This window comes from Tenacibaculum sp. (genome assembly GCF_050290165.1).
Lineage (GTDB): Bacteria > Bacteroidota > Bacteroidia > Flavobacteriales > Flavobacteriaceae > Polaribacter.
In genome coordinates this window covers 26592-53390 of record NZ_JBNKHD010000003.1, presented here as the reverse complement: position 1 = coordinate 53390, position 26799 = coordinate 26592, and the positions used below count along the sequence as shown (strand labels likewise).

At 32.5% G+C, this 26799-nt stretch carries 25 protein-coding genes; 5 read left to right on the top strand and 20 right to left on the bottom strand.

Translation table 11 applies throughout. The features are described from left to right. Positions 1-8: 8 nt before the first annotated feature. Positions 9-1166, bottom strand: coding sequence for a homogentisate 1,2-dioxygenase (locus tag ACQY6M_RS04760; RefSeq protein ID WP_428743609.1), 1158 nt, complete (start codon positions 1164-1166; stop codon positions 9-11). A gap of 298 nt (positions 1167-1464) precedes the next feature. Between ACQY6M_RS04760 and ACQY6M_RS04755 the strand changes: the two genes are divergently transcribed. Beyond that, entirely contained in the window at positions 1465-3873 is a 2409-nt protein-coding gene (locus ACQY6M_RS04755; protein WP_428743608.1) for a TonB-dependent siderophore receptor, read from the top strand. Between the two features lie 206 nt (positions 3874-4079). On the opposite strand, the gene ACQY6M_RS04750 is transcribed toward ACQY6M_RS04755, so the two are convergent. Further along, entirely contained in the window at positions 4080-4205 is a 126-nt protein-coding gene (locus tag ACQY6M_RS04750) for a hypothetical protein (RefSeq protein ID WP_428743607.1), read from the bottom strand. Positions 4206-4291: 86 nt separating this feature from the next. Here ACQY6M_RS04750 and ACQY6M_RS04745 point away from each other — a divergent pair, with 86 nt between their 5' ends. From ACQY6M_RS04745 to ACQY6M_RS04735, 3 genes are all read left to right on the top strand, one after another. Further along, positions 4292-4594: a hypothetical protein gene (locus ACQY6M_RS04745; RefSeq protein WP_428743606.1), complete on the top strand. Its 303-nt coding sequence runs from the start codon at positions 4292-4294 to the stop codon at positions 4592-4594. Further along, complete coding sequence (locus tag ACQY6M_RS04740) at positions 4594-6669, top strand: PepSY-associated TM helix domain-containing protein (RefSeq protein ID WP_428743605.1); 2076 nt, start codon at positions 4594-4596, stop codon at positions 6667-6669. Before ACQY6M_RS04745 ends, ACQY6M_RS04740 begins: the two co-directional genes overlap by 1 nt. 111 nt (positions 6670-6780) lie before the next feature. Next, positions 6781-7755 (top strand): helix-turn-helix domain-containing protein, encoded by a 975-nt coding sequence (locus ACQY6M_RS04735; RefSeq protein ID WP_428743604.1) that lies wholly within the window; start codon positions 6781-6783, stop codon positions 7753-7755. 19 nt (positions 7756-7774) lie between these two features. On the opposite strand, the gene ACQY6M_RS04730 is transcribed toward ACQY6M_RS04735, so the two are convergent. The 18 genes from ACQY6M_RS04730 to ACQY6M_RS04645 all read right to left on the bottom strand — a co-directional run bounded on the left by ACQY6M_RS04730 (position 7775) and on the right by ACQY6M_RS04645 (position 25850). After that, a complete protein-coding gene (locus ACQY6M_RS04730; protein WP_428743603.1) occupies positions 7775-8686 on the bottom strand; it encodes a sterol desaturase family protein in 912 nt (303 codons plus the stop codon). Between the two features lie 2 nt (positions 8687-8688). Then, entirely contained in the window at positions 8689-9717 is a 1029-nt protein-coding gene (locus ACQY6M_RS04725) for an alpha/beta hydrolase (protein ID WP_428743602.1), read from the bottom strand. A 2-nt stretch (positions 9718-9719) separates the two neighbouring features. After that, on the bottom strand, positions 9720-10820 hold the full coding sequence (locus ACQY6M_RS04720; protein ID WP_428743601.1) for a heparan-alpha-glucosaminide N-acetyltransferase domain-containing protein: 1101 nt from the start codon (positions 10818-10820) through the stop codon (positions 9720-9722). A gap of 16 nt (positions 10821-10836) precedes the next feature. Next, a complete protein-coding gene (locus tag ACQY6M_RS04715; protein ID WP_428743600.1) occupies positions 10837-12660 on the bottom strand; it encodes an IucA/IucC family protein in 1824 nt (607 codons plus the stop codon). After that, positions 12650-13240: a GNAT family N-acetyltransferase gene (locus ACQY6M_RS04710; protein ID WP_428743599.1), complete on the bottom strand. Its 591-nt coding sequence runs from the start codon at positions 13238-13240 to the stop codon at positions 12650-12652. The genes ACQY6M_RS04715 and ACQY6M_RS04710 overlap by 11 nt, the downstream gene beginning before the upstream one ends. Positions 13241-13242: 2 nt before the next feature. Further along, positions 13243-15660: a GNAT family N-acetyltransferase gene (locus tag ACQY6M_RS04705; protein ID WP_428743598.1), complete on the bottom strand. Its 2418-nt coding sequence runs from the start codon at positions 15658-15660 to the stop codon at positions 13243-13245. 3 nt (positions 15661-15663) lie between these two features. Then, positions 15664-16857 (bottom strand): MFS transporter, encoded by a 1194-nt coding sequence (locus ACQY6M_RS04700; protein WP_428743597.1) that lies wholly within the window; start codon positions 16855-16857, stop codon positions 15664-15666. Continuing rightward, positions 16844-18166 (bottom strand): lysine N(6)-hydroxylase/L-ornithine N(5)-oxygenase family protein, encoded by a 1323-nt coding sequence (locus ACQY6M_RS04695; RefSeq protein WP_428743596.1) that lies wholly within the window; start codon positions 18164-18166, stop codon positions 16844-16846. Before ACQY6M_RS04695 ends, ACQY6M_RS04700 begins: the two co-directional genes overlap by 14 nt. A gap of 5 nt (positions 18167-18171) precedes the next feature. Next, complete coding sequence (locus tag ACQY6M_RS04690; protein WP_428743595.1) at positions 18172-19680, bottom strand: pyridoxal phosphate-dependent decarboxylase family protein; 1509 nt, start codon at positions 19678-19680, stop codon at positions 18172-18174. A 174-nt stretch (positions 19681-19854) separates the two neighbouring features. After that, positions 19855-20187 carry a 2Fe-2S iron-sulfur cluster-binding protein gene (locus tag ACQY6M_RS04685; protein WP_428743594.1) on the bottom strand — a complete coding sequence of 111 codons (333 nt, stop codon included), beginning with the start codon at positions 20185-20187 and terminating at the stop codon, positions 19855-19857. A gap of 1 nt (position 20188) precedes the next feature. Then, positions 20189-21085, bottom strand: coding sequence for a sterol desaturase family protein (locus ACQY6M_RS04680; protein WP_428743593.1), 897 nt, complete (start codon positions 21083-21085; stop codon positions 20189-20191). Between the two features lie 2 nt (positions 21086-21087). Then, positions 21088-22143 carry an NAD(P)/FAD-dependent oxidoreductase gene (locus tag ACQY6M_RS04675; RefSeq protein WP_428743592.1) on the bottom strand — a complete coding sequence of 352 codons (1056 nt, stop codon included), beginning with the start codon at positions 22141-22143 and terminating at the stop codon, positions 21088-21090. Positions 22144-22335: 192 nt separating this feature from the next. Then, complete coding sequence (locus ACQY6M_RS04670; RefSeq protein WP_028891714.1) at positions 22336-22572, bottom strand: NifU family protein; 237 nt, start codon at positions 22570-22572, stop codon at positions 22336-22338. Between the two features lie 5 nt (positions 22573-22577). Then, a complete protein-coding gene (locus ACQY6M_RS04665) occupies positions 22578-23708 on the bottom strand; it encodes a P-loop NTPase (RefSeq protein WP_428743591.1) in 1131 nt (376 codons plus the stop codon). Positions 23709-23892: 184 nt separating this feature from the next. Continuing rightward, positions 23893-24438, bottom strand: coding sequence for a DUF4269 domain-containing protein (locus ACQY6M_RS04660; RefSeq protein WP_428743590.1), 546 nt, complete (start codon positions 24436-24438; stop codon positions 23893-23895). Then, on the bottom strand, positions 24435-24758 hold the full coding sequence (locus tag ACQY6M_RS04655) for an MGMT family protein (RefSeq protein WP_428743589.1): 324 nt from the start codon (positions 24756-24758) through the stop codon (positions 24435-24437). The genes ACQY6M_RS04660 and ACQY6M_RS04655 overlap by 4 nt, the downstream gene beginning before the upstream one ends. Positions 24759-24944: 186 nt before the next feature. Further along, positions 24945-25616 (bottom strand): tRNA (guanosine(46)-N7)-methyltransferase TrmB, encoded by a 672-nt coding sequence (gene trmB, locus ACQY6M_RS04650; protein ID WP_428743588.1) that lies wholly within the window; start codon positions 25614-25616, stop codon positions 24945-24947. Positions 25617-25628: 12 nt separating this feature from the next. Next, entirely contained in the window at positions 25629-25850 is a 222-nt protein-coding gene (locus ACQY6M_RS04645) for a DUF6341 family protein (protein WP_428743587.1), read from the bottom strand. Between the two features lie 42 nt (positions 25851-25892). On the opposite strand from ACQY6M_RS04645, the gene ACQY6M_RS04640 reads away from it, so the two are divergent. After that, a complete protein-coding gene (locus ACQY6M_RS04640) occupies positions 25893-26798 on the top strand; it encodes a DUF6427 family protein (RefSeq protein ID WP_428743586.1) in 906 nt (301 codons plus the stop codon). The last annotated feature ends 1 nt before the right edge of the window (position 26799 follow it).

The following is a 26799-nucleotide window of genomic DNA, read 5'->3' as shown; positions in this document are numbered from 1 at the left end:
TAATGTTGTTATTCTAACCAAGATTTGTAATAATCTTCATCTGCTATTTTCATAGCCTCTTCCGTTACTTTTAATGGCTTAAAAGTATCTACCATTACCGCTAATTCTTCGGTTACTGTTTCTCCAATACTTCTTTCTGTAGCTCCTGGATGTGGACCGTGAGGAATTCCCGCTGGGTGTAATGATATATGACCTGGTGCAATATCATTTCTACTCATAAAATCACCATCAACATAATACAATACCTCATCAGAGTCTATATTACTATGGTTATATGGTGCAGGAATTGCTTGTGGGTGATAATCATACAAACGGGGCACAAAACTACAAATCACAAATGCGTCAGTTTCAAATGTTTGATGTACTGGTGGCGGTTGATGAATACGTCCTGTTATTGGTTCGAAATCGTGAATTGAAAAAGCATATGGGTAATTATATCCATCATATCCAACCACATCAAAAGGATGTGTTGCATACACCATTTCAATAATTTCGTCTTGCTTTTTTACATTGATAACAAAATCTCCTTTTTCGTTATGTGTTTCTAATTCTTCAGGTCTACGAATATCACGCTCACAGAATGGCGAATGTTCTAATAATTGTCCAAACCAGTTTCGGTATCTTTTTGGTGTATATACTGGACGATATGATTCTACAATAAACATTCTGTTATCGTCAGTATCAAAATCTAACTTGTAAATAATACCTCGAGGGATTACTAAATAGTCACCATATTTAAAATCTAAATTCCCAAGCATGGTACGCAACTTTCCTGTTCCTTTATGGATGAAAATTACCTCATCTGCATCAGTATTTTTATAAAAATAATCTTTTGTAGATTCTTTTGGAGCTGCTAAAATGATATTACAATCAGAATTGGTAAGTACTACTTTTCTACTTTTTAAATAGTCATTTTCTGGTTGTACCTGAAACCCTCTAAAACGATATGATTGAATGTTATTTTCTCTGGCTACTTTAGGAGCAACCGAATATTGCTTCCGAATTTCTTTGACCATTGTTGGTCTGTATTCATGATAACTGTTGGTTGACATCCCGTCAAAACCAATCGTACCAAATAATTGTTCGTAATATAGACTTCCATCTTCTTTACGAAATTGAGTATGTCTTTTAGGTGGAATTTTTCCTAATTTATGATAAAAAGGCATATTTTTTTGATTTAAAGATTTTTAAATTAAACTACTTTCTCCAAATCATATAAATCACTCTGGGTTTCTCTTTATTAGAAACTTCAGAAGTATAAGTAAACCATCAAAGGGGTTACAAGCCATCATAATTAATTATTCTTCTCACAAATATACAGAATATAATTTTCTATTAAGTAACCAATTTTCAAATCCTTAAAAATTTTTATTTAAAATTAATCTAAATAAACTTTGTTTGTTTGTTCTTATAAAATACATTTGCTGTTTTAAATTTTATTTTTATTCAATCTAAATAAACAAAATGAAAGAAATAATTACAACTTTTTTTATCTTATTTACAGTAGTCTCAATAGCACAAGAAAACATAATACGTGGTATTGTAGAAGATAACAATGGTATTCCTTTAATTGGCGTTACGGTCATTACAAAAGGCACCGAAAATGGAACACAAACAGATGTTAATGGTTCCTTTGAAATAAAAAGACTAACAAGCAAAACTGAACAAGCTTTGGTTTTTTCTTATGTTGGATATAAAACCAAAACAGTAATCGTTAATCAAACTTCAAACAATTTAAAAATTGTTCTTTTTGAGGGAAATGAACTTTTAAGTGAAGTAGTTGTCGACACTAACAGAAAAAATAAATTTTCAAGAAAAGAAAGCGCTTATGTAGCTAAACTACCTTTAAAAAACATAGAAAACTCACAAGTTTATAGCACTATCACTAATCAGCTGTTAGTTTCTCAAAGTACTACAAGTTTTGAAGATGCCTTAAAAAATTCTGTCGGAATTAGTAAACTTTGGACCTCAACTGGTCGTGGTGGAGATGGGGCTGGATATTATGCTCTTAGAGGTTTTGCTGTCCAACCTAAACTAGTAAATGGAGTTTCTGGTATTACTAATGGCTTTGTAAACCCTAATAACGTAGAAAGAATTGAAGTCATTAAAGGACCTTCAGCCACCTTATTTGGTAGTACTATTACTTCTTATGGTGGTCTTATAAATATTATTACTAAAAAACCTTATCAAGGCACTGGTGGTAATATTACTATTAGCGGAGGTTCTTTTAACTTTAAAAAAATTGCTTTAGATGTTAATACCGACTTGGAAGATAACGAAAATATTTCCTTACGATTAAATGCAGGGTATCAATCAGAAGATAGCTTTCAAGATCAAGGATTTAGAAAATCACTATTCTTAGCGCCTTCATTATCGTATAAAATAAATGACAAATTATCCTTAAATTTTAGCTACGAATTATCTTCTAATGAACAAACCAATCCTACATTTTTATTTTTAAACAGGTCAGTTCCTTTAGTATTTAAAAATTTAAAAGAATTGAACTACGACACAAGTAAATCATTAACCAATAACGATGTCACTATAAACAACCCAACACAAAATTATAGAGGAGAAGTATCTTACAAAATTACTGATAATTGGTCCTCTCAAACTATTATAGCTGGAGGAAATGCTACATCTAAAGGAATCTACACTTATTTATGGAATCCTGTAAATCCACAAGACAACACACAAGCATTACCACTTTTTAGTTTACTAGCTCAAAATACCGATTCTGAAACCAACACTTTCAATATTCAGCAAAACTTTACTGGTGACTTCAAAATTGGCGAGGTACGTAATAGACTTGTTGTTGGTTTCGATTATTTAGATTCTCAATCTATCAATAAAAGCTCTGGATGGGGTATGGTAAACGCTGTGACTCCACAAGGTCAAATAGTTTCAGGTGTCCCTATTAATAAAGAAAACGTAGATGCTATTTTAACTAACAGTGCAAGAAGTAACACAAATGTAAACCAAAATATTATTGGCGTGTACGCTTCTGATGTGGTAAATATTTTACCTGAACTTTCATTAATGGCTGGAGTTAGGTATGATAGATTCAATTATAAAGGAGATAAAAATGACACTTCAGATGACGAAAAAACGTATACTAAATCTACCTTTTCACCAAAGTTTGGAATTGTTTATCAACCTATGTTGAATAAACTTTCTGTTTTTGCAAACTATCAAAATGGGTTTTCTTATGTAAATCCAGAGTTAGCACCAAGCGATCCTAATAATCCAACATCTGATCGTGTGTTAGTTTCTTACGATTTAGAAAAAGCCAATCAATATGAGTTTGGTGTCAAAACAAACTTATTCAACAATAAATTAGATGCTACTGTAAACTACTACAATATTACGGTGAGCGATAAAGTAATTGGTTACGGTCCTAGTAAGCAACAAAACGGAAAAGTAAATAGTCAAGGTATTGAAGTCGAAATTAATGCTAACCCTGTTAGCGGATTAAACGTAAGAGGAGGTTTTAGCTATAACGATGCTAAGGTTGTTAGCTCACCAAGCACTCCAGCTTCTGAAGGAAAAAGATATGCTGAAGCAGGTCCAGAAATCGCTTACAACTTCTGGGCTGATTATAAATTGCAAGATGGAGTATTAAAAAACTTAGGCTTTGGAGCTGGATTTAATGGTACTAGTGAATTTAACACTATGGCTAGTTACCCTCAATTAGGAGAATTCATCTTACCTGCTTACACCATTTTCAATGCTTCAATTTATTACGAAACATCAAGATATAGAATTGCTTTGAAGGCTAACAATATTACTGATAAAGAATATTTTACAGGATGGAGTACCATTACCCCTCAAAACCCAAGAACATTCTTAGGTACTATTAGTTATAAATTTTAAACATGAATAGTTATTTGAATTATTAAATATTATAAACACAAAACTCTGAACTTTATGTTCAGGGTTTTGTTACTCCAATAAACCACTATGAAAACAGTTACTTTTCTTATTATTTTCCTCGGATGTTATGCCTTATATAACTCTTCTGAAAAAGCTTATTTGCCTTATGCTATTTCCTTGCAAAAATGGCTTCACAGTAATAAATTTTATACCAAGATATCTGGGTTAATCTTCATACTTGTAGGATTATCCTTATCTATCACCTTTTTTGGGCTTTCAGCTGGAATCATTACATGGCTTGTGGCTACTTCACTTTTTTTAAGTCTTATCATTCTCATTGTTCCTTTAAGAGTGATAAACTATATTTTCTTATCAGTCTTATTCACGTTAACTTTTATAATAGAATACTTTTTATAATATGCCTGCTAACTCTAAATACTTAAACCAATCACCTTGGCAGCAGTTTGCAAAAATTTCTGCAGGCTTAATAGGTGGATATATCATAAGTGCCTTACTACATATGTGCTTAGTTTTATGGTTACCCAATCCTAAAGAAATATTAATTACATCTATCTATACCATTTTTATTGTTTGGGGTGCTTTATTAATTGTCCCTTTTTTGTTTAAAAATGGATGGAAAGCTTGGATTTTGTACTTCATGATTTCAATAATCCTATATGTTATCTATTACTTCGGAAATCAACAAAATCCCTTTATGTAATGAGTAACAGAAATTACAATGTGTTTTTTAACACACATACCGTTAGTGGTATTGTTATAAGTGTTGCCCTGTATGTTATTTTTTTTACGGGGGCTTTTGCTCTTTTTAAAGATGAAATTGAAGCCTGGGAAGATGGCAAACATTCACAAAATATTGCTCGAGAAAATATTGATTATGATTTCTTATTAAAAAAACTCTCAGCAAAGCATCATTTAACAAGTAGAGATATTCGTTTTTATTTAGGGCATAACAGTGACAATATCTATGTATTAACTTCAGCTGCAAAAGATACAGTAAACATTCCTGATGAAGCGAAATATCAAAACTATCAAGCTATAAACATTCATACTGGTGAAACCGCTAGTTATGTAGAAAAATATGGTTTAGGGGAGTTTTTATACCGCTTACATTTCTTTACGCAAATCCCCACTATAGGAATTTATCTTGCTGGTTTTGTATCCTTATTCTTTTTATTTGCCATTGTTACTGGTGTGATTGTACATTGGAAAAAAATTATTTCAAATTTTTATCAATTCAACCCAAAAGTTTCTTTAAAAAGGGTGTGGACAGATGCTCATACTGTATTAGGTATCATTGGACTTCCTTTTCAGTTTATGTACGCAGTTACTGCTGCTTATTTCTGTTTAAGCTTGTTTGTTTTACTTCCTGCAAACTTTTTATACGGTGGTAATCAAGATAAACTAATGGAAGATTTACGTCCAGACCGTAAATCGTATGAGTGGATTGCTAAAACAGATAAAGAAATCCCTAGTGTAAACCAGTTTGTGAAAGAGAACGCCAACCGTTGGTCTCATTTTAATTCAAACTATGTTTTAATTAACAACTATGGAGGTACCAACATGAAATATTGCTTGATTGGCGAACTGGATTATAAAGAACGTTTTTTAAGTTCTGGAATGATATTGTATGATTTCGAGACAGATGAAACTTCGATTGTAAGAAATCCTAATGAAAGTAAGTATACAGATGACATTCAACTTTCTGTAAGCCGCTTACATTATGGTAATTTTGGCGGTATTGCTGTAAAAGTTATTTACTTTATTCTTGCGCTTATCACTTGTTTTGTAATTATTACTGGTGTACTCATATGGATAGAAGCTCGTAACAAGAAAAGTATGAGTTTAAAACAACGTTTATACACAGCTAAAGTAGGACATATTTATCTTGCTATTTGCTTGTCTTTGTATCCTGTTATTGCTTTGTTTTTCTTAGTAGTGAAAATTCTGCCTGAAAACTATCAAACCCAAAAAATGAGTATTTTATATACTTGGTTTTTTGTTATTTGGTTATTAGCTACCATTTACTTCAGGTTTAAAAGAAATAATTACTTCACTAACAAAATTACTCTTCTAACAGGAGCTATTCTTGGTTTTTTAATTCCAATTGCTAGTGGTATAGTTTCCAACAACTGGATTTGGAACACTTACAAGGCTAAACAATTTGATATCCTTACAATCGATTTATTATGGATAGGCATTTCAATTACTGCCCTATTCGTCTACTTTAAAATTAAACCAGAAGCAAAAGCCCAAAGCGCTTTTGCGAAACACCCTATAGATTACAAAAATCGTAAGCAGTTGTTAACTGAAGAAACTCAAAAAACGACTCAAATTTTAACCGCTGAAAAAAACAATCAATTATTAAAAAATAAAAACCACATACCTATGAGAACAAAAATTATAATACTTTGGATATTTTTAGCAATTGGCTGGATAGTTCACCATATTTATGGACTGTTCAATATATACTACAATGAAACCTTAGTAATGGAGGGCGCAACAGGTGAAGCTCCTTTTGCACATCATATGTACCGCATACTATTTGAAGGAATGTGCTTGCTTTTTGGTTTGCTAACCATTGAGATTTCTAAAAAATGGTTTAGGGTAACCTCGCTAGTTTGGGCAAGTATTGCTGGATTATACAACGTATATCATTTATTTGAAGCTATTATGCATGAAGCAAGTAACATCTCTGAGATATTCATGCTTCTTTTAGTAGCTATAGCTAGTGTATTTTTAATCATTAATATTTATAAATGGATTAAAGACCACTAACTAACTCATCAAACCCTTTTAAACACCGTGACACAAGTGACAAGATATTCAAAATAACCTTGTCACTTGTTCCATCGGCTTATTCTTCATTTCCTAGTCTCCCTATATTTCATGGAAATTGCTATTGCCAACAACAAAACACCACAGTTAAAAAAAATATTGCAACTACAAACTGAAAGTTTAGATTGCGGTATAAAGACCTCTATATTTACAATTAATCCCGTCTATGGCAAAGGGTTTGTTACTAGTTATTATTTTGATGGTTTATTAATTAATATTATTAATGCTAGATTCAAAGAGGATTTTCTTTTTATCTCAAATGATAACATAAGTATTTTAGAACTTTCTGTTTTAATTGAAGGAGAAAAAATTATCCGTGCTTCTAATTTCAAAAATGACCTCATCCTCGAAAAAAATGAAAGCTGTCTCTTGTATAATAGCAATATAGACAATAAAACATTTTTTTATAGAGATAAGCCTATAAACGAGATTAAAATTAGAATGTATGATTATTTCATACAGAAACACCAAATGCAAGCTCTTTTGTCCAATGATAAAGCTCTTGGCTTAAAAAAAAAGGAAAATTTCACTCAACAGTTAACTTCTAATATGGAGAAAATTGTTACCGAAATACTCCTTAATTCACAAAAAGGGTTGCTTAAACGTCTTTTTTTAGAATCAAAAATTTTAGAATTGCTACACCTGCAGTTAGCTATTCGTACAGAAAAAACAAGCAGTTCTAATGAAAACATTCTTAAGAAAATATATAAGGTAGAAGCTATACTTCAAACAAATCTACATGAACAAATATCCATACAGCAACTTGCTCGTAAAGTATTATTGAATCAAAATGTTTTAAAAAATGAGTTTAAAAAATTGTTTGATGAAACTATTTTTAATTACGCTAAAAAATTAAGAATGGAGAAGGCTAAAAACTTATTAATCCACACTCAAAAACCTATTTATGAAGTAGCTGATATGGTAGGGTATAAAAACCCTACTCATTTTACAGCTGCTTTTAAAAAGTTTGAAAAAGTCACTCCTAAAGAGTTTAGAAAGAGTTATTCTTCCCTTCTTAAAAATTAGAATCTAATTTTATACTTTTTTATTTATCAAGTTTATTTAACCTAGCTTCATTTCTGTACTCTCTTGCTTTCTTTCCTCCATCAATGTGGTTCCAACCTGGAGGCTTAAAAATATAATTTACTTTGTCTGTTAATCTTGGCGCTTTTTTAACATCTAACCATAACTCTTTCCATAGTAGAAACTGTACATCCCATAGGCTTTCACTATTCAATTTGTCATGCATAATTCCATATTGAATTTTTTCATTCTCTAACTCTTTTTGAAAGGTTTTAAATAAACGATCCCAAATACTAAAGGTCTCGCCATAATTTCTATCTAAATAAATATGATTTTTAGCATGATGAACCCTATGAATTGAAGGAGTAATTAATATCTTATCTAACCATTTTTGCTTCCCAATAACTTTTTCATTTATATGTGTTAAAGTTGCATATAGCCTTGCTATAGGCTCAATTACAAAAATCATTAATGGATGAAACCCTACTATTGGAAGCCATATAAAATTGAACGGAGTAAAAAACACATCAAAGATTGATCCTCTTGCAACTACAGTTAAATTCATTTCTTCTGCAGTATGGTGTACACCATGAATACACCATAAAACTCGAACTTTATGTCCTAATAAATGAATAAAAAACACTGTAAAATCGTACAACAAGTAAGCTGCTATCCACACATACCATTGAAAACCCAAGTTGAACAACTTATTTTCATATAGCAAAAACATGGTGCCTACAATCAATACTTTTGACAATAGAAAATACGGAATACTTTGTACTAAATAAGATACAATGCTAACCACACCTTCTTTATTTTTTTCTACATAACTTGTTACAATAAGAATTCCCCATTCAACTAACATTAAAACAAGTACTGTTATACTCATATGTTCTAATTGACCTACAAGTGTTTTTATAGACGATAAATCCATTTTTAATTATTCTTATAAAAATTATTCTTTAAAAAAGTACACACTTGTACTACAGCTGCTTTTGATGTTTCGGTTTCCCTGAGAGCATTTAGTACTATAAAATCATGTATTGCTCCTCCATATCTTGTTGAAACAACTGGTACTTTAGCCATTCGTAACTTTTTAGCATATGCTTCTCCTTCATCTCTTAGCACATCATATTCTGCCGTTATTAAAAGAGTTTTAGGTAAACCTTTAAGTTCTTCTAAACTAGCTTTTAAAGGGGCAACAGTTGTTAGTGATTGTGTACTTTTATCAGGAGCATATACTTCCCAGAACCATTTCATAGTAGCTCTAGTTAAATAATGTCCTTTTGAAAATTGTTCGTATGATTTCGTGTTTAAATTAGTATCGGTTACAGGATACAACAACACTTGTCCAAGAATTTTAGGAACTCCTTCCTCTTTTGCCTTCATTGCTACAATTGTTGCCATATTTCCTCCTACACTGTCACCACCAACTATAATTCTGTTTGAATCTAATCCATATCTTTTCCCATATTTCGACATAAATAAAGCTGCTGTATATCCTTCTTCATTTGCTACAGGATACTTTACTTCTGGTACTCTTGAATATTCTACAAAAACCACCCCTACGTTTGCTTTTAAAGCAATATCTCTCATTAAACGTTTGTGTGTTTCAAAGCTATTGAACACCCAACCTCCTCCATGAAAGTATATTAATGTAGGGAGTAATTTTTCTGCCTTTTTTGGCTTTATTATTACTGCGTTTATTTTTCGATTCCCTTCCTTAAAAATAGTTTTGGTAAAAGTAACTTTGTCGTAAGCTATGGTTGAATCTTTTTGCATGTTTTCCATCGCAAGTCTACCTACATCTAACGGTAATTTTTGCAATGGTGGACCTTGATAAGAATGGATAACTTCTAAAAATTCTTGAACAGTAGGATCTAATCCATAGCTCCCTGCTAGTTTTGCTTGTGCTATGGATTTAAGCTGTAATAGAACAACAATAATAACTAATAACTTCCTCATAATTATACCATTTGTTGTACCACTCTTGTTTTTTTACTTCTCTTGGTAACCTTGTATTTGTTAAACAGATACAATAAGCTAAAAGTTCCTAAATTTACAACTAGCATAATGGCTAAAACCATTGGTTCACTATAAGCTGAGAATTCTGTAAACGCTAACAACCAATAAATTAACACCCATTGTATAATGTAAAAAGGAGTGACATTTTTACTGCAGTAAAAGAACAACTTACTTACATAATTGTTCTTAGGCAGATTTCGCTCTATTAAATAATACACCCAGAAAAGAACTAAAATACATCCCATTAACCCCATACTTCCTCCTGGACCTAAATGATAATAATCTCCAAAATGGTATTCATAATTATAATCACACAGTAACTTCCCTATTACGAGAAAAACGATTCCGATGTACAACATTGGTCTGAATAAAGATTTATCAGCGTTTTCAGGTGCTTCCTGATATCTTAATCCTAGATATAACCCCGTCAGAATAAATGAAATCCACGGAAATAAAGGAAAATATACATCAAAGTTATTACCCCAAATAAGATTTAAAACATAATCTACCCCAGGAATTCCTAATTGAATACCACTTACTATTTTTGAAAGCCACATGACAACCAATGCAATAACTATAAGTATGTTTTTATTTTTAATTAAGAACTTAAACGATATACCTATTAAAAATAATGATATACCTATCAGTTGAAACATATCTCCTTTTAAGAAGTAGTTTAGCATGCTATATGAATTACTTACTTGAAGCCCGCTTGCCTTTACAAAGCTTTCTGGGAAACCTCCAAAAAACAAAAGTGGTACTATAAATCTTAAGAAATTTAAAATGTACCCTAAAGTAATAATGAATAACGCTTTTTTAAGAATTCCTTTTTTATTTGAGTTTCTTGAGAATGCAAATGAAATCCCCATTACAATAAGAAAAACAGGTGATCCTCTTTCTAATAACTGAGCTATATTTCCAGTTATCGAATTTTCCCAAGTATCCATACTTGAAAAAATCATCATCACATGCACTGGAATCATAACAAGAACACTAAACCCTCTTACAAAGTCTACAGCCCTTACTCTTTGTGTTTTTTGCATTTGTAATGTATTTATTTTACGTGTTTTGAATTATTATCTTAGTTTCTATTTCCTCTTCTTTTTTAAATTTAGCAAGCGGATTTTCTAAGGTTCCTTCCAATTTTAAGCTCTCGATTGGGTCGGCTAAACTCAACATTTGTTTTGTATTACTTAATTGTAACCTGTTTAAACAACAGCGATCAAACTCATCAACAAACAAATCATATCGCTTGTATTTCTCTGAAAACTCTGGATGCTCTTCCTGATACTCATACACACATTCTGCCACCAATTCCCAGAAGTTTTCTTCTGAAAAGTTTGCATAACTGTCTAATTGTTGCGCCATAAAACGGAAAAAGCAATCAAAAACATCTGTAAAAATGGTTAGCACTTTCATTTTATCAGAAGTTTTAGTAAACAATCTTTCAGCGTGTTCTGGTAAGCGTATTTCTTCATTAAAAACAATCACTTCTTCGGTAATGTCTTTCATTAAAACATATACAGGAGTGCTTTCTTCTAATACTAGAATAAGATTTTCTCCATGAGGCATAAACACAAATTCGTACTTATAGAAACAATGCAATAAAGGAGCTAAATAAGCTTTTAAATAACATTGAAACCAAGTACTTGTATCATATGGTGATGTTTCTATTAAAGATGCTAGTAATGAATTTTCTTGGTAATCTACATGTAATAAAGCTGCCATGGTAAGCACACGTTGATTGGAGCTAATTTTTGTAAACGGACTCTCGCGCCACAAGGCCGATAACATTTTATTATGCGGATTCGTTTTTCCTAATACCTCGTAATAATGATTGTGGTATCCTACCGTTGCTACTTCACCTAACATGGTAAAACCATTATTTTTTAGGTATGTATCATCTGCCAACAAATCTGTTATCCATTTTGTGATGTGTGGGGTGCTTTGCATATAATACGGAGATAATCCACGCATAAAGCCCATGTTTAAAATAGATAAAGCTGTTTTTGTGTATAATTTTTCTGGATTTGAGGCATTAAATAATGTTCTAATAGATTGCTGTGCTGAAAATTCATCGTCACTTTCTCCTACCAAAATGATATTTTTTTGTGCTATGTCTGCCCCAAAAACGGCTACTATTTTATTTTTCCATTGCCAAGGATGTACAGGCATAAAAATGAAATCGTCTAGAGCCACATTTTGCTTCTTTACAACTTCTTTAAATGACGTTAATTTTTCTTTTCCTAACTCACTTTCTAAAAGTTTTTCATATTCATAACCTTTAAAAGCTGTGTAGGTCGCATATTCCTTATGTGCCGCGATCCATACAAGTTTAAAAGGATGATTGCTTTCTGGTGCATATGCATGGTAATCATCAATATTGAATCCTATTCTACCATTATTTGCTACAAAACAGGGGTGACCTTCAGTCATCGCTTGTTCTATTTCTTGAAAACTTTTCTCTGCTAATTCACTTGCTGAAAATTTCTCATTTACATATTTATATGCTGCTCCTGAAAGTGTACTTGTTATTTCTTCTAAATAGGTTGCTAAAAACTCATTAGGAATACCTAATGTGTTCTGAAACTCTGTTATAAAATGCAATGCATCTAGATAAACTTCTTCTGAAGTACTGTTCTTTTTGGTGATACTTTTTACATCTACCAACCAGTGATCAAGCAAATATTTTTTTGCTATAAATCGATAGATAAGCTTCTTATTATCAGAAGTTATTTGGTATGTGCATCCATCCTCTTCTTCTGAAATAAATTCGGGAGTTAAAATAAGTTCGTGAGAGAATTCACTAATGGCTTTTTTTATTAATTGACGATTTACAAAACTCCATACTTCGGGTTGTAAATGTGCTATATTATTTGTCATGTTGTTCTAATTTGGTTAAAGCTGATTGGTACATCTCTCTTGTACAAAAAGCTAAGGCCGCTTTTTTATGAGGTAACTCAACTTCTTTTTGGTATTCAAAACCTGCTTTTTTATTTAGCGTATGTATTTTTTCGTTGTTCACATCAGGCTCAACGACAATTCTTTCTATTTGTGGCAAACTGAAAAAATAATCGATAATAGTTGAAAATACATACCAAGTAAACTGTGGTATTTTTTTTTCCACTGGGGCTACTAAAACGTGCATTCCGTAATCGTTTTCCTGTACATCGTAATAGTTTGCTATAATATCTTTTGATGCTTTGTATTGTTCCATCAAAAACACAGGAGTATCATTTAACATCCCGATATAACTATGATGATGTAGGCTGTTTTCAATTTCTTGATATTCACTATACACTTCGTCTAAAGACTTATCTAACATTCCCCAATATTTTGCATACGGTTTTGTTACCCAACTATGCAACATTGGTGTATCAATTTCTAATTGAAACGGACGAATACTTATTACTCCTAATCCAGTTATTTCTTTGCTAAATACTTTTTGAAACGTTTGAACCATAATTATACTTCCTGAGTTTTAAATACTGCTATTGGGTTGTCTAGTTTACCCGCAAATTGTAGTAAGGCAACGGGGTCGTCTAAATCAATCATCTGCTTGTGATTGTTTAATTGTAATCTATTTAAACACGACAGTTTAAAGTCTTCAGCAAACAAATCATATTGTTCAAACTTCTTCGACAATTCTGGGAACTGTTCTTGATATTCTTGAATATTTTCTGCTACCAACTTCCAAAAACGGTTCTCGCTATAATTAGCGTGCTCTTCTAAAATTGGAGCTAAAAAACGGAAGAAACCATCAAACATATCTGTAAATATGGATAGTAATTTTACGTCTTCCGGAACGGGTGCATACATTCTTTTTAAGTCTTCTGGCAGCTCAACTTCTGGATTTAAAATACATGCTTCTTCCGTAATATCTTTTAATAAAACATATGCAGGAATGTTATTTTCTAATACTAAAATAATGTTTTCACCATGGGGCATAAACACTAAATCGTACTCATAAAAACAGTGTAACATCGGACTTAAATATGCTTTTAAATAACTACGTAACCAGTTGTCTATTGAAGTTCCAGAGTCTTTAATTATCTCTGGCAGTAATGCTTTTCCGTGATGGTCTATATGTAATAATGCTGCCATTGTTAATGGTTTTTGATTTTGTTTAACCACTGAATATGGACTTTCTCTCCATAACGATGCTAACATTTTATTGTAATCGTTGTGCGGACCAAATTCTTCAAAATATGGATTCACATAGCTAACCGAACCAATTTCACTCAACATTCTAAATCCGTTTTCCTTTATATACGCATCATTATACAACAGGTTTTCTAACCAAACTGCCATTTTAGGAGCAGTTCCTAAATAATACAATGGCAATCCTCTCATAAAGCCCATGTTTAGAATAGACAATGCCGTTTTTGTATAAAATTTCTGTGGATTAGTTATATTAAATAGGGTTCTTATTGATTGCTGTGCTAAGTATTGGTCTGGTCCATATCCTAAACAGATTAAATCTCCTTTGGCAACTTCTGAAGCAAAAATTGTAGCTAGTTTGTTAAACCATTGCCATGGGTGAACAGGAATAAATAAATACTCTTTTGGGCTAAAGCCTTTTTCTTTAATTATTTTATTGAATTGTGCTATAGTATCGGCATCTAACTCCTGATGTATTAAAGTTTCATAGGGCAATGCTTCTATCGCTGAAAAAACTGCTTTTGATGTATGTCCTGCCAACCATAATAACGAAAAAGAATTTCCTGCTTCTGGTGCATACGAACGATAATCGCTACTATCAAAACCTATTCTTCCATTATTTGCTACAAACCCTGGATGTCCTTCCGTCATAGATTGCTCTATGGTTTGAAAATCAGCTATCGCTAATGCTACTGCTGTTGGATTTCCTTTAGTCATTTTAAATGCGCTTCCGTATAATGTGTTTATAATTTCTTCTAAATACACAGGCATTTTTTCATCAGCAATTCCTAATGCTTTTCTAAATTCTTTTATAAAAGCAATCGCATCGATTTCTTCTTCAACATCTTTTGCATATTTTTTTATAGAGTTTTCATCAATCATCAAATGATTTAAAGCCATTGGTTTTGCTTCAAACTCATATTGGGTTTCAATATCATCTGCATAAACTTTATACTGATTGTATCCATCGCTTAGCTCTTGAATTATTTCTGGTTGAATTAATAGTTCATGCGAAAACTCGCACAGTGCTTTTTTTACTAATAATAGGTTAGCTTTTTGCCAAACCTCTGGTTGTATATGTTGGGTTGATTGTTGTGGAGAAACCACATTATCTAAGGTGTTCATGGCACTTCTTTTTGATGGTATAAAGGATTGTATTTGTTGTTGGTAATTGGTTTTGGTTAAAAATGCTAGTTGTGCTGTTTTGTTAGGTAATTCTATTACGCTTCCTAGTTGAAAACCTATGCGTTGACACAGTGCAAACATTTTTTTGTTTCGGATATCGGGTTCTATTACTATTCTATTGATAGTAGGGTTCGTAAAAACAAAATCCATGATAGATCGAAACATAAACCACGTAAAGTTTGGTGTTTTAGTGATTTTTGGTGGTGCCACAATAATGTGTACGCCACAGTCGGTCGTTTTAGCTTTATAAAAATTATGAATAATGTCTAGTTGCGGATTATAACGCTCTAATACAAATGCAGGTTCGTCATCAAACATTCCTACAAAAACATCATAATGTTCTGGGGCTATAAGTTGGGTATATTCTTCTTCAACTTCTTTTACCGTTGCGTTTTGCATTCCCCAAAAAACAGCATACTCTTGTGTTACCCATTTTTGTAAAAAAACACTGTCTTTTTTTACTTGAAAAGGACGAATGGTAATTCTTCCAAAATCTTTGTATTTTTTTGAAAAAGCTATGGTTTCTGTTGTTCTCATAATTTAAGCTTTGGCTAATTGTTTGTGTACTTTCCTTACCGATTTAAACACGATAAAGTACAAGACTAGTGTGAGTGTAAATCCGCCTAAAGCAATAATGAAAGGTATACTTAAACCAAAGCTATCGACTATAATCCCTACGTTTAGCGAAGCTAATAGTACACCTAGGTTTTGAAAGAAATGTATTTTACTGTAATCTACCGAGTATGATTCTGGAGAACTCAACTCGAATAATAAAATATCGAATTTCACGACTCCTTGAAAAATTGCCCATCCGTAAATAATTCTTCCTAAAACAACTGCTGCTTCATTGGGTATTCCTTGCAATACCAGCCCTATCAAACCTATACACAAGGCGTTTATAATTCCTTCGTGTCCTTTTGATTTTCGTTTGTTATTAATCCATAATGCTACTAAGGCAACAAAACCTGGAATGGCATAGATAGTCCCTGAAACCAATTTGCTTTTATACATTGAAAAACTTTCCCAATATGATGAAAAGAAAGGTCTGATTAAAAAATCACTGAAATACAATATCAATGTAATCAAGCCTAATTTCAAAATAAATCCTTTTGGAATAATTTTTTCATCAGTTACGGCTGACTCTTCTGAAATAATTAAATCAGTAGCATACTTTTTACTTTTTAATAAATAACCACTCATAGCCATTTGAATAAAATCGCCTGCAGCCATGATTAAAAAAATACTACTTGGGTTTATATAATCTACTGTTAAACCTCCCAACACCGCTCCTAAGATTCCTCCTAAATGCACCACTACTGAAAGTAATCCGATTGTACTTGGATGTTCTTCTTTTGTAATGATTTTTAAAATGTAAGGATATACCAGTAAATAGCTTCCTTTAAACAGTACCATTACAAGTGATACTATCCAGAAATTAATATATGATGTAGTATAATAGCAATACAATGCTAACATACCTGCAACTGCCTGAGTGTAAACTAAAATGTTTAATTCGGAAACTTTTTTAGAAACATACGCCCAAAAAGGAAATGCAATCATTACCATAAAGCAGATGGCTGCAAAATAGTATCCAACATTTTTAGGATTCTTCATTCCAAAACGAAGCTCAAAAAACTGCGGATAAAATGGATGTAGTAAATAATCGCTTACTACTGCAACCAGTGTCATTAGTATTAAAAATGTTTTTAACTTCATACCTCTATGCAAAGACATTGAGCTCTATTTCTTCTTCCTGCGTCACTTCAAATTGCTGAAATGCAATTTTTTGCTCAATAGGGTAATATTCTACTCCTGTTATTTCTTTAATAATGTATGAGTTTTTATAAGCTGCCATCCCTAAATCAGGGGTTACAAAACCATGTGTATGTAGCTCTACATTCTGAACAAAGATTTCGTTGTGATTTTTATCTATACTATAATTGCGTTGTACATCGAAACGATCTTGATAATCCCATAAAATTCGGTCTGTAATTCCTTCTATAAAATCAGGTAATTGATATTCATATCCTGTGGCGAGCACCAATCCGTCAGTTTCATGTTTAAAATATTTGTCTTGTTCTACTTGATGAAGTTCAAGTTTAATACCGGTATCTGATACTTTGGTAGTTTTCAATTCCGAATTGGTACGCAATGAAACTTTTAAAGGTTCTTTTGATAGGACTCGTTTCGCATATAATGTATCGTGAATCGCTCCTATTAAATCCTGATTTATCCCTTTATATAAATGCTTTTGATTTTTAATTAGCATATCCCTTTTGGATGCTGGCAAGTTATAAAAGTAGTCTACATACTCTGGAGAAGTCATTTCCAGTGTTAGCTTCGCATATTCTAAAGGGAAGAAGCGAGGTGAACGGGTTATCCAATTCAATTCATATCCTTTAGTGTCTATTTCTTGTAATAAATCTGAAAAAATTTCCGCAGCACTTTGTCCACTTCCTAGTACTGTTATCCTTTTCTTATGCTGTAATTGTTCTTTATTTGGTAAATATTCTGATGAATGAACTGCAACATCTTTCAACTTTTTACAACAAGCAGGAATGAAAGGCTGTGTTCCAGTTCCTAACACTAATTTCTTAGCTTTATAAATTTTAATTTCCTGTGTTTTTGTGCAAATACTTGTAACCACATATATTTCATCTTTTTGATCGTAATCTACATTCGTAACCTCCGTGTTAAAATAGATGTTAGATAGCTTGCTGATTACCCACTGACAATAGTTATTGTATTCATTTCTAAGCAACAGGAAGTTTTCTCGTATATAAAAAGAATAAATTCTTCCTTGTTCTTTTATATAGTTAAGGAAACTAAAAGGGCTGGTTGGGTCGGCAAGTGTTACCAAATCTGCCATAAAAGGGACTTGTAGGGTAGTATCTTCTAATAACATTCCTGGATGCCAATCAAATTTCTCTTTTTTATCAAGAAAGACTCCATGTAAGTTTTCAATTGGTTCTGATAAACAGGCCAATCCTAAGTTAAAAGGACCTACACCTATGGCTATAAAATCTAATATAGTATTCTTCATCTTTTTTAGTTTGTAGTTTTGTATTGTTCTCCCGTAGTCTTAATCATTTCTATAATGTTTAGGAGGTTGTTAATTGTATTTTTAGGATTTAGCAGCGTAAATTTCAGATAAATGTTACCGTCTAATTTTGTACTTGCTATTGATGCTTTTCCAACTTTGTATAAGGTATTTTTGATATATAAATTAATTGTGTTATGAATGCTATTCTCGATTATTCCTTCTGCTTTATATCGAAATACTAGGGTACTTAGTTCTGGTACGTGAACAGTTTCAAAACAAGCTTGATCTTGAATAACATGATGCACTTTTTTGGCTAAATAGTGCACTTCTTCTAAGTAATTGGCAATGGTTTTAGTCCCCATTGTTTTTAAGGTCAACCATACCTTTAAGGCATCAAATCGACGTGTTGTTTGAATTGATTTTTCAATAAGATTTGGACGTTGTGGATCTTTATCTTCAATAGGGTTTAAGTAATCTGCATAATAAGATACATATTGAAAGTGTTGTTTGTTATTAACTAAAAAGGCACTACAACTTACAGGTTGAAACAACGTTTTATGAAAGTCTATGGTAATAGAATCGGCTAACTCAATTCCTTTAAAATACTCTTTATGCGTATTCGTAAGTGCATAGGCTCCTCCATAAGCACCATCTGCATGTAACCACATTTCATGTTCTCTAGCAATTTTTCCTATGGTTTGTATCGGATCAAAGCTACCATAATCGGTAGTTCCTAATGTTGCTACAACCGCTATCGGAATGTTTCCTTCCTGTTTTGTCTTTTCTATGGCTAGTACCAATTCATTGGCATCCATTTGCATTTTCTTGTCAACCTTTACAGGAATAACTGCATCATAGCCCATACCTAACAAAGCGGCACTTTTTTGAATACTGAAATGTGCCTTTTCTGAACAAAAAACTCTAAACTTACTTATTTCATTACTCCAACCATGTTGCTTGATGTTTATCCCGAAGTTTTTAAAGGCATAATTATCTCGAGCCATAAGCAGCGCCATAAAATTAGATTGTGTTCCTCCACTTGTAAAAACACCGTCTGAATTATCGGAAAAACTAAATACGTTGGTTATCCATTGAATTACTTCTTGTTCTATAAAGGTTGCTGAAGTACTTTGATCCCATGTTTCAACTGCAGTATTAATTGTGGTTGTAATCATTTCTGCAATGATTGAAGGCAAAGTAATTGGACAGTTTAAATGCGCTACATAATTCGGATTATGAAAAGCAATTGCATTTTTTATATACAAGTTATTTAACTCTTCCAAAACACTATCTATAGTGTGTGTTTCTTCTATATTTAATAGCTTTGCTTGTTCTTTATTTTTTTGAATTTCTTCAAGGTTATCTCCTTGGTAAAAAGTTCTATTGGATAAGAATTGTTGAGTGTAAGTGAATGTTTTCTGGATATACTCTTCGTATAATTTTACTGATTCATCATTAAACAAATAGCTATTTAACGATAGTTCCTTTAAAGAAGGGTGTGGTTTGAGAATCATTTATTTTTATTTAGTCTTAATAGTTTTAAACAAAAATATATTCCCTGCTATCAAACTAAATGACGTAAATGGAAATTAAAATGACGCAAATAGCATTTCTCGATAAAAAAGAAGGCGCAGTATTTTAAGTTTGACTTAAAATACTGCGCCTTTAAAATTTTATTTTTTGGTCTTTTAACTCTCTGGAGCTAATTCAACCTCTAAACCATCTAAATCTGGTGTTATTTGTATTTGACAACCTAATCGGCTATTATCTTCCACATAAAAAGCTTCTGCTAACATTGCTTCTTCATCGTCTCCCATTTCTGGTAATACGTGATCTGATTTCACATAGCATTGACATGAAGCACACATTGCCATTCCACCACAAATACCAATGGTTCCTTCTGGAGCTAACTCATAAGAGCGTACCACTTCCATTAAGTTCATTGCCATATCTGTTGGGGCTTGTACCTCGTGAGTTACTCCGTCACGATCAGTAATTTTTATAGTAATATCTTGATCCATCTTACAAATTCATTTTTTTTCGAAGTGTTTTTGCTCTTTTATCTTCTCCATCATGCGTCCAACCTGGTGAATTAAATATATAATTCAGCTTATCACTCCACTTATCTGCTCTTTTTACATCATTCCAAATAGCAGTATATTCATGAGTTGCAACTTTTACAGGGTTGAACGTTTCAATGTTTACTGTAAGACCGTATACAGGTTTATCAACATCTTTTAATTCTTTAGAAAAGGTACCAAACATACGATCCCAAATAATTAAAATTCCCGCATGGTTACAATCCAAATATCTAATATTAGAAGCATGGTGCACTCGGTGATGTGATGGTGTATTGAAAATTAATTCGATTGGTTTTGGCAGTTTATCAACTAGCTCTGTATGTACAAAAAACTGATAAATCAAACTAACTCCCATCATGGTAAACATCATTAATGGGTCAAATCCCAACAACGGAATCCACATCCAAAAGAAAAATTTATGAATACGTTCACCCACTCCTTGACGCAATGCTGTTCCTAAATTCATGTGTATCGACGAGTGATGTGGTACATGACCTGCCCAAAACAAACGCACTTCATGATTTAAACGATGAAACCAATAATAAGCAAAATCATCAGCCAATAATAATAGAATCCATGCCCACCATTGACGTTGTACTATGCCTTTCAACGGACTTATTTCATATAAATAGAAAAAAGCTACAAAGGCTAAAACTTTTGGAATAAACTCAACAATAGCAGAAAACACCATCATTAACAATGATACACCGGTATCTTTACCGTGGTATTTTTCTTTGGCAAATTGGTATTCTACCAACATAGAAATGAAAAATATAGGCAATGCGAAGTACAATAATTTGTCTTCTGATAACTGTTGTATGTATTCTATTAATTTCACGCTTAGTTAATTGCTTTTACTACTGCTTTTGGTGCTTCTTTTCTAGTACCATCAAAACCGTCAACACCGCCAACCGTTGTATATTTCATCACATATTTTTTATCTGGATGAATACGTTGAAAAGCACTCTGACACATTAAAGTTGCTTCGTGAAATCCACATAAAATTAACTTTAATTTTCCAGGATACGTATTTACATCACCAATAGCATAAATACCTTCTACATTCGTTTGATAATCTAAAGCGTTATTTACTTTGATAGCATTTTTCTCAATCTCTAATCCCCAATTGGCAATTGGTCCTAACTTTGGTGCCAATCCAAATAATGGAATAAAATGATCACATGCTAAAGTAAATGGTTCTTTATCTTTTTGCTCAATAACAACACCTTCTACCTTACCTTCACCAACAATTCCTGTTACTTCAGCTGGTGTAATTAGCATTAATTTTCCTTCGTCTTTTAACTCTTGTACTTTATCAACTGAATCTAAGGCTCCCCTAAATTCATTTCTTCTGTGGATTAACGTTACCGATCTAGCCACATCAGTTAAGAAAATAGACCAATCTAAAGCTGAATCTCCTCCTCCTGCAATTACCACATCTTTATCACGATACAGCTCAGGCTCTTTAATCATGTATTCTACTCCCTTATCCTCAAAATTAGCAATGTTAGGAATAGGTGGTTTACGAGGTTCAAAACTTCCGAGTCCTCCAGCAATCGCTACTACTGGTGCTTGGTGTTTTGTTCCTTTATTGGTAGTTACGATGAATGTTCCATCTTCCTGTTTTTCAATCGTATCGGCACGTTCTCCTAAGGTAAACCCAGGTTCAAATTGCTTAATTTGTTCCATTAATTTATCAGTCAAATCTCCTGCTAAAATCTCAGGATATGCTGGGATATCGTAAATAGGTTTCTTTGGATAAATTTCTGAACACTGCCCTCCTGGTTGTGGTAAAGCATCAATTAAATGACAACGTAATTTTAATAATCCTGCTTCAAAAACCGTGAATAATCCCGTTGGTCCTGCTCCAATAATTAATATGTCTGTTTGTATCATTTTAGTTACAAATTGTCTTTTTATACTGACAATTCCTGCCTTGTTACCTAAGACAGGAATGTTTTATGCGTTAGTGATTGAGTGGTTTGTTTGAGCTCTCCCGTTTTTTTTAAACGGGAAGCGAGTAACGAAAGCACGCTCGAACGCCCAAAATTACTGTAATAGTTAAGCTTAAAACCTGACTTTTATCAGTTAGGCTACGTTTATTACTTCTTTAATTTCTGGCGCGTATTTTTTAATGGTCGCTTCCACTCCATTTTTTAAAGTCATCTGATTGACAGAACAACCACTACAAGCACCTTCTAACTGTACTTTTACGGTATCATCTTCAATTGATAACAGCTTTATATTACCTCCATCACTTACTAAAAATGGACGAATTTCTTCTAAAGCTTTTTCTACGTTATTTCTTATGTCTGCTGTTGCCATAATACTTATTTTGTGCTACAACCACTCATGGTAGTAATTCGTACTACTTCTGTAGGTGGTAAATTTGCATTTCTTTTTAATAGTTGCGAAACCATTTCTTTAGTTACCTCAGTAAAAGCTTCTGCTAATGGTGTATTTTCTTGTAAAGCTACTGGATGTCCAACATCTCCTGCTTCACGAATACTTTGTACTAAAGGTATTTCTCCTAAGAAACTTGTTTCTATGTCTTCTGCTAAATGTTTAGCTCCTCCTTCTCCAAAAATATAATATTTATTATCAGGAAGTTCTGCTGGTGTAAAATACGCCATATTTTCAACGATACCTAACACTGGTACGTTAATACTTTCTTGTTGGAACATTGCTACTCCTTTTTTAGCATCTGCTAAAGCAATGTTTTGCGGTGTACTTACCACCACAGCTCCATTAATTGGCACAGCTTGTACTATTGATAAGTGTACATCTCCTGTTCCTGGAGGTAAGTCGATTAGTAAGAAATCTAACTCTCCCCAATCTGCATCAAAAATTAATTGATTTAATGCTTTTGAAGCCATTGGTCCACGCCAAATTACTGCTTGGTTTGGATTGGTAAAAAAACCTAGTGATAATAATTTTACTCCGTAACTCTCAATAGGTTTCATTTTAGAACGCCCATTTACATTTACTGCTAATGGTTTTTCTTGTTCTACATCAAACATTAAATGTTGAGAAGGTCCATAAACATCGGCATCTAACACTCCAACTTTAAAGCCCATTTTAGCTAATGAAACTGCCATGTTTGAAGTTATTGTAGACTTTCCTACTCCTCCCTTTCCTGAAGCAATAGCTATAATATTCTGAATATTTGGAATTTCTTTCCCTCTAATCTGATTAGGATTTTCCTTAGGTTGAACCTCAACTTTCACATTCACCTTTACGTCAATTTTCTGATCAACGTGTTGATGAATAGCCTTCATAATCTCAACTTCAACTTTCTTTTTTGCCTGTAACGAAGGGTTTGCTATCGTAACATCTACAATCACCTCATTACCAAAACTCACTACGTTAGTTACATTTTCATTTTCAATTAAACTTTTGCCTTCTCCAGGCGCTGTAATTGTTTCTAATGCCTTGTATATATCTTGTTTTTTAAAACTCATGTTTTATGCTGTATGCTTTGAGCAGCAAGTAATACTCTTGTTGCTTATTTTTATTTAATCTTAACTGCAAAGATACGTTTTAGCCCTCAGAAAATAAAGTCTTTAGATTGGTAATATTTATAGGATAATAAGTTGGTTTTATAGACACGGATTTCGAAGATTATTGCTAATTATTTTTGAAATATCAGGAAATATAATCTTTCTCAAATCCGTAGATTAATAACGCTTCATATGGATCTCCCTCTAAGCCTAAAAGTTTTGCAAACGCTGGTTCTGTTTTGAGTCCTTGTTGTTTTAACGCTATAACTTCCGATTTAAACTCCTCATTTTCTTTCAACAAAATTTGATACTCAATAAGCATATGCAAGTAGGAATCTTGCTGTTCTGAAGGTTTATTTTGCACAAAAAACTCTATTGGAAATGTGTTATACTCAAATGCAATGATTGTCGTTTTTAAATTTTTATACGACTGAATTGTGTTTACGTGAAATCCAGAGAATTCTCCATACTTTTTGGTTACAATCTCAAGAAGTTCTGAATGATTTTTGCATTCGCAAATAATATCCAAATCACTTGATTCTACATCAATATCAATAGGGATTGTACCAACTAAAATTGGATTAAACTTTTTCAAAAGCTCAAGAATATCTAACTCCAACAATACTTTATAGGCTTCTTTTTGTCTAGAAGTTCCATTTTTTAAATAGGATATATCTTTAAAATTTATCACAACTCCACATTTGGATTCCAAAAGACATTTTCAAAATCTTGAATTTGGTTATCAATTACTTTGATTCCTTCGCTTTCTAACAATTGTTGCATAAGATTGGTTCCATCGAAATGATGCTTTCCTGTCAACAAACCTTTTCTGTTTACCACTCGGTGTGCTGGCACTTCCTTTTCTGAAGAATTATTCATTGCCCACCCTACCATACGCGCTGAACGAGCTGTACCTAAATAAGTAGCTATGGCTCCATAACTTGTTACTCTTCCATACGGAATTAAACGTGCGACTTCATATACTTTTTCGAAGAAATTTTTATCTGTCATGTCGTAAATATAAGACTTAAAGAGCTAACGTTTAACTTCGTTGAACCTTGCGGCTTCTCATTTTACTCGAAATGACATTCACTAGATACTATCCGCGTTAGCGATTGTAGCAAGTAACCGTGTAACGCGGAAAGCGCGACCCAAAGGGTAACGCCCAAAAACAAAAAATCCTGCAAATATGCAGGATTAATAATTGAGTTTGAATTTTATATAGGTAATCGGTTTTCCGATTTCTAAATATTGCTTTTCGTAAAAAGTTTGTGTTCCAGTTACTTCCTCTGGACTGTATACATTTTTGTACACATCGTGGTTCGCATGTAAAATCTCGTGACCTTCACCATGCAATAAACCTAAGGTATATCCGTGCATAAACTCGCTATCAGTTTTTAGGTTTACAACGCCTTCTGAATTTAAAATACGGTGGTATTTCTTTAAAAACTCAGTGTTTGTCATACGATGCTTGGTACGCTTGTATTTAATTTGAGGATCTGGAAAAGTAATCCAAATTTCAGAGACTTCGTTTTCAGCAAAAATATAATCGACCAACTCTATTTGAGTTCTGATAAAAGCCACATTGTTCATATCTTTTTCCAACGCTGTTTTAGCTCCTCGCCAAAAACGTGCTCCTTTGATATCAATACCAATAAAATTTTTATCAGGATTTTTTTCTGCTAAAGCAATTGTATACTCGCCCTTACCACAACCTAGTTCTAAAACTATTGGGTTGTCGTTTTTGAAGAAAGTACTCCATTTTCCTTTATGTGGAAAATCATTGACTACTTCTTCTCGAGTTGGTTGAATAACATTTGCAAACGTTTCATTTTCTCTGAAACGTTTTAATTTGTTTTTACTTCCCAAAGTGTGTAGAAATTAGGCTCTATCTTCAGTTCCTTCTTTTAAAAACTTCGCTGATTCTTTCATCCAGTAAGCGAATAACACTAATAGAACTACTAAAAACAACCAGTTAATAGCGTTTGAAGACCACCATCCACCGTCACCTTTAGCAACGTTTAAGCGTAACCATTGAAATGGTAAGAATAATAAGTCGGTAAATAAACTACCAATCCATTTAAAAATATTGCCTGCTATCATATCTTAAGTATCTTTACAACTGCAAAAATATAAAAAGAAACCATGTTAGCCAATTTTTTCGGCAAATCTAAGCCTGTAAATTTTGTTGTACTCTTTGCACTTTTTTTAGGGTACTTTTTTTTGAGTCTTTTTTCTAAAGAATTGTCTTTTAATCTTGTAAAAGAGTTAGGATGGTTTTTAGTCGTATTTTCTGTTTACAACTTTATCATTGCGAAAAATTTATTGACTTTTGACAACTCTTTTGCTTTTTTGTTTTTTGTAATATTAATTGGTTTTTTTCCTGATACCATAGCTATTAATAAAACCTTTTATGCCAACTTAACAGTACTGCTCTTTTTACGAAAAGTATACAGTTTACAATCTAATAAAAATATTTTTCACAAATTATTTGATGGAGGTTTATGGCTTGGTATATCGTTTTTAATAGAACCTTATACGGGCTTACTCATTATACTTTTTTATCTCTCTATATTTTTACATCAACGTTTTACTTATCAAACACTATCAATTCCTATAATTGGTCTTTTTGGCCCTGTATTTTTATACTATACCTATAACTTTTGGTACGATGAACCTGAGAGGTTCTCTGCACTTTTTAACTGGAATTTTCATCCTGATTTGAGTTTTTACTCTCATCAAAAATCGTTATTCCCTATTCTTTTTATCGGTTTCTTTTTAGTTGCTTCTATTTTCTTAAAAAGTCCAAGAGCATTTTCTGTTAAGAATAAATTCAGAAGAAACTGGATACTAGTTCTTACACAACTTACTATTTCATCTGTAATTTTAATTCTAGTTGAAGATGGTTCTGGAAGTGAATTCCTGTATGTATTCTTTCCTGTTTCGGTAATTATAGCGAATGGAATTGAGTTTTTTCAGAAAAAATGGTATGCCGATGCTATTATTACTTTATTCTTAATAGCTTCCTTTACGGTAAGTGCTATTATGTAAT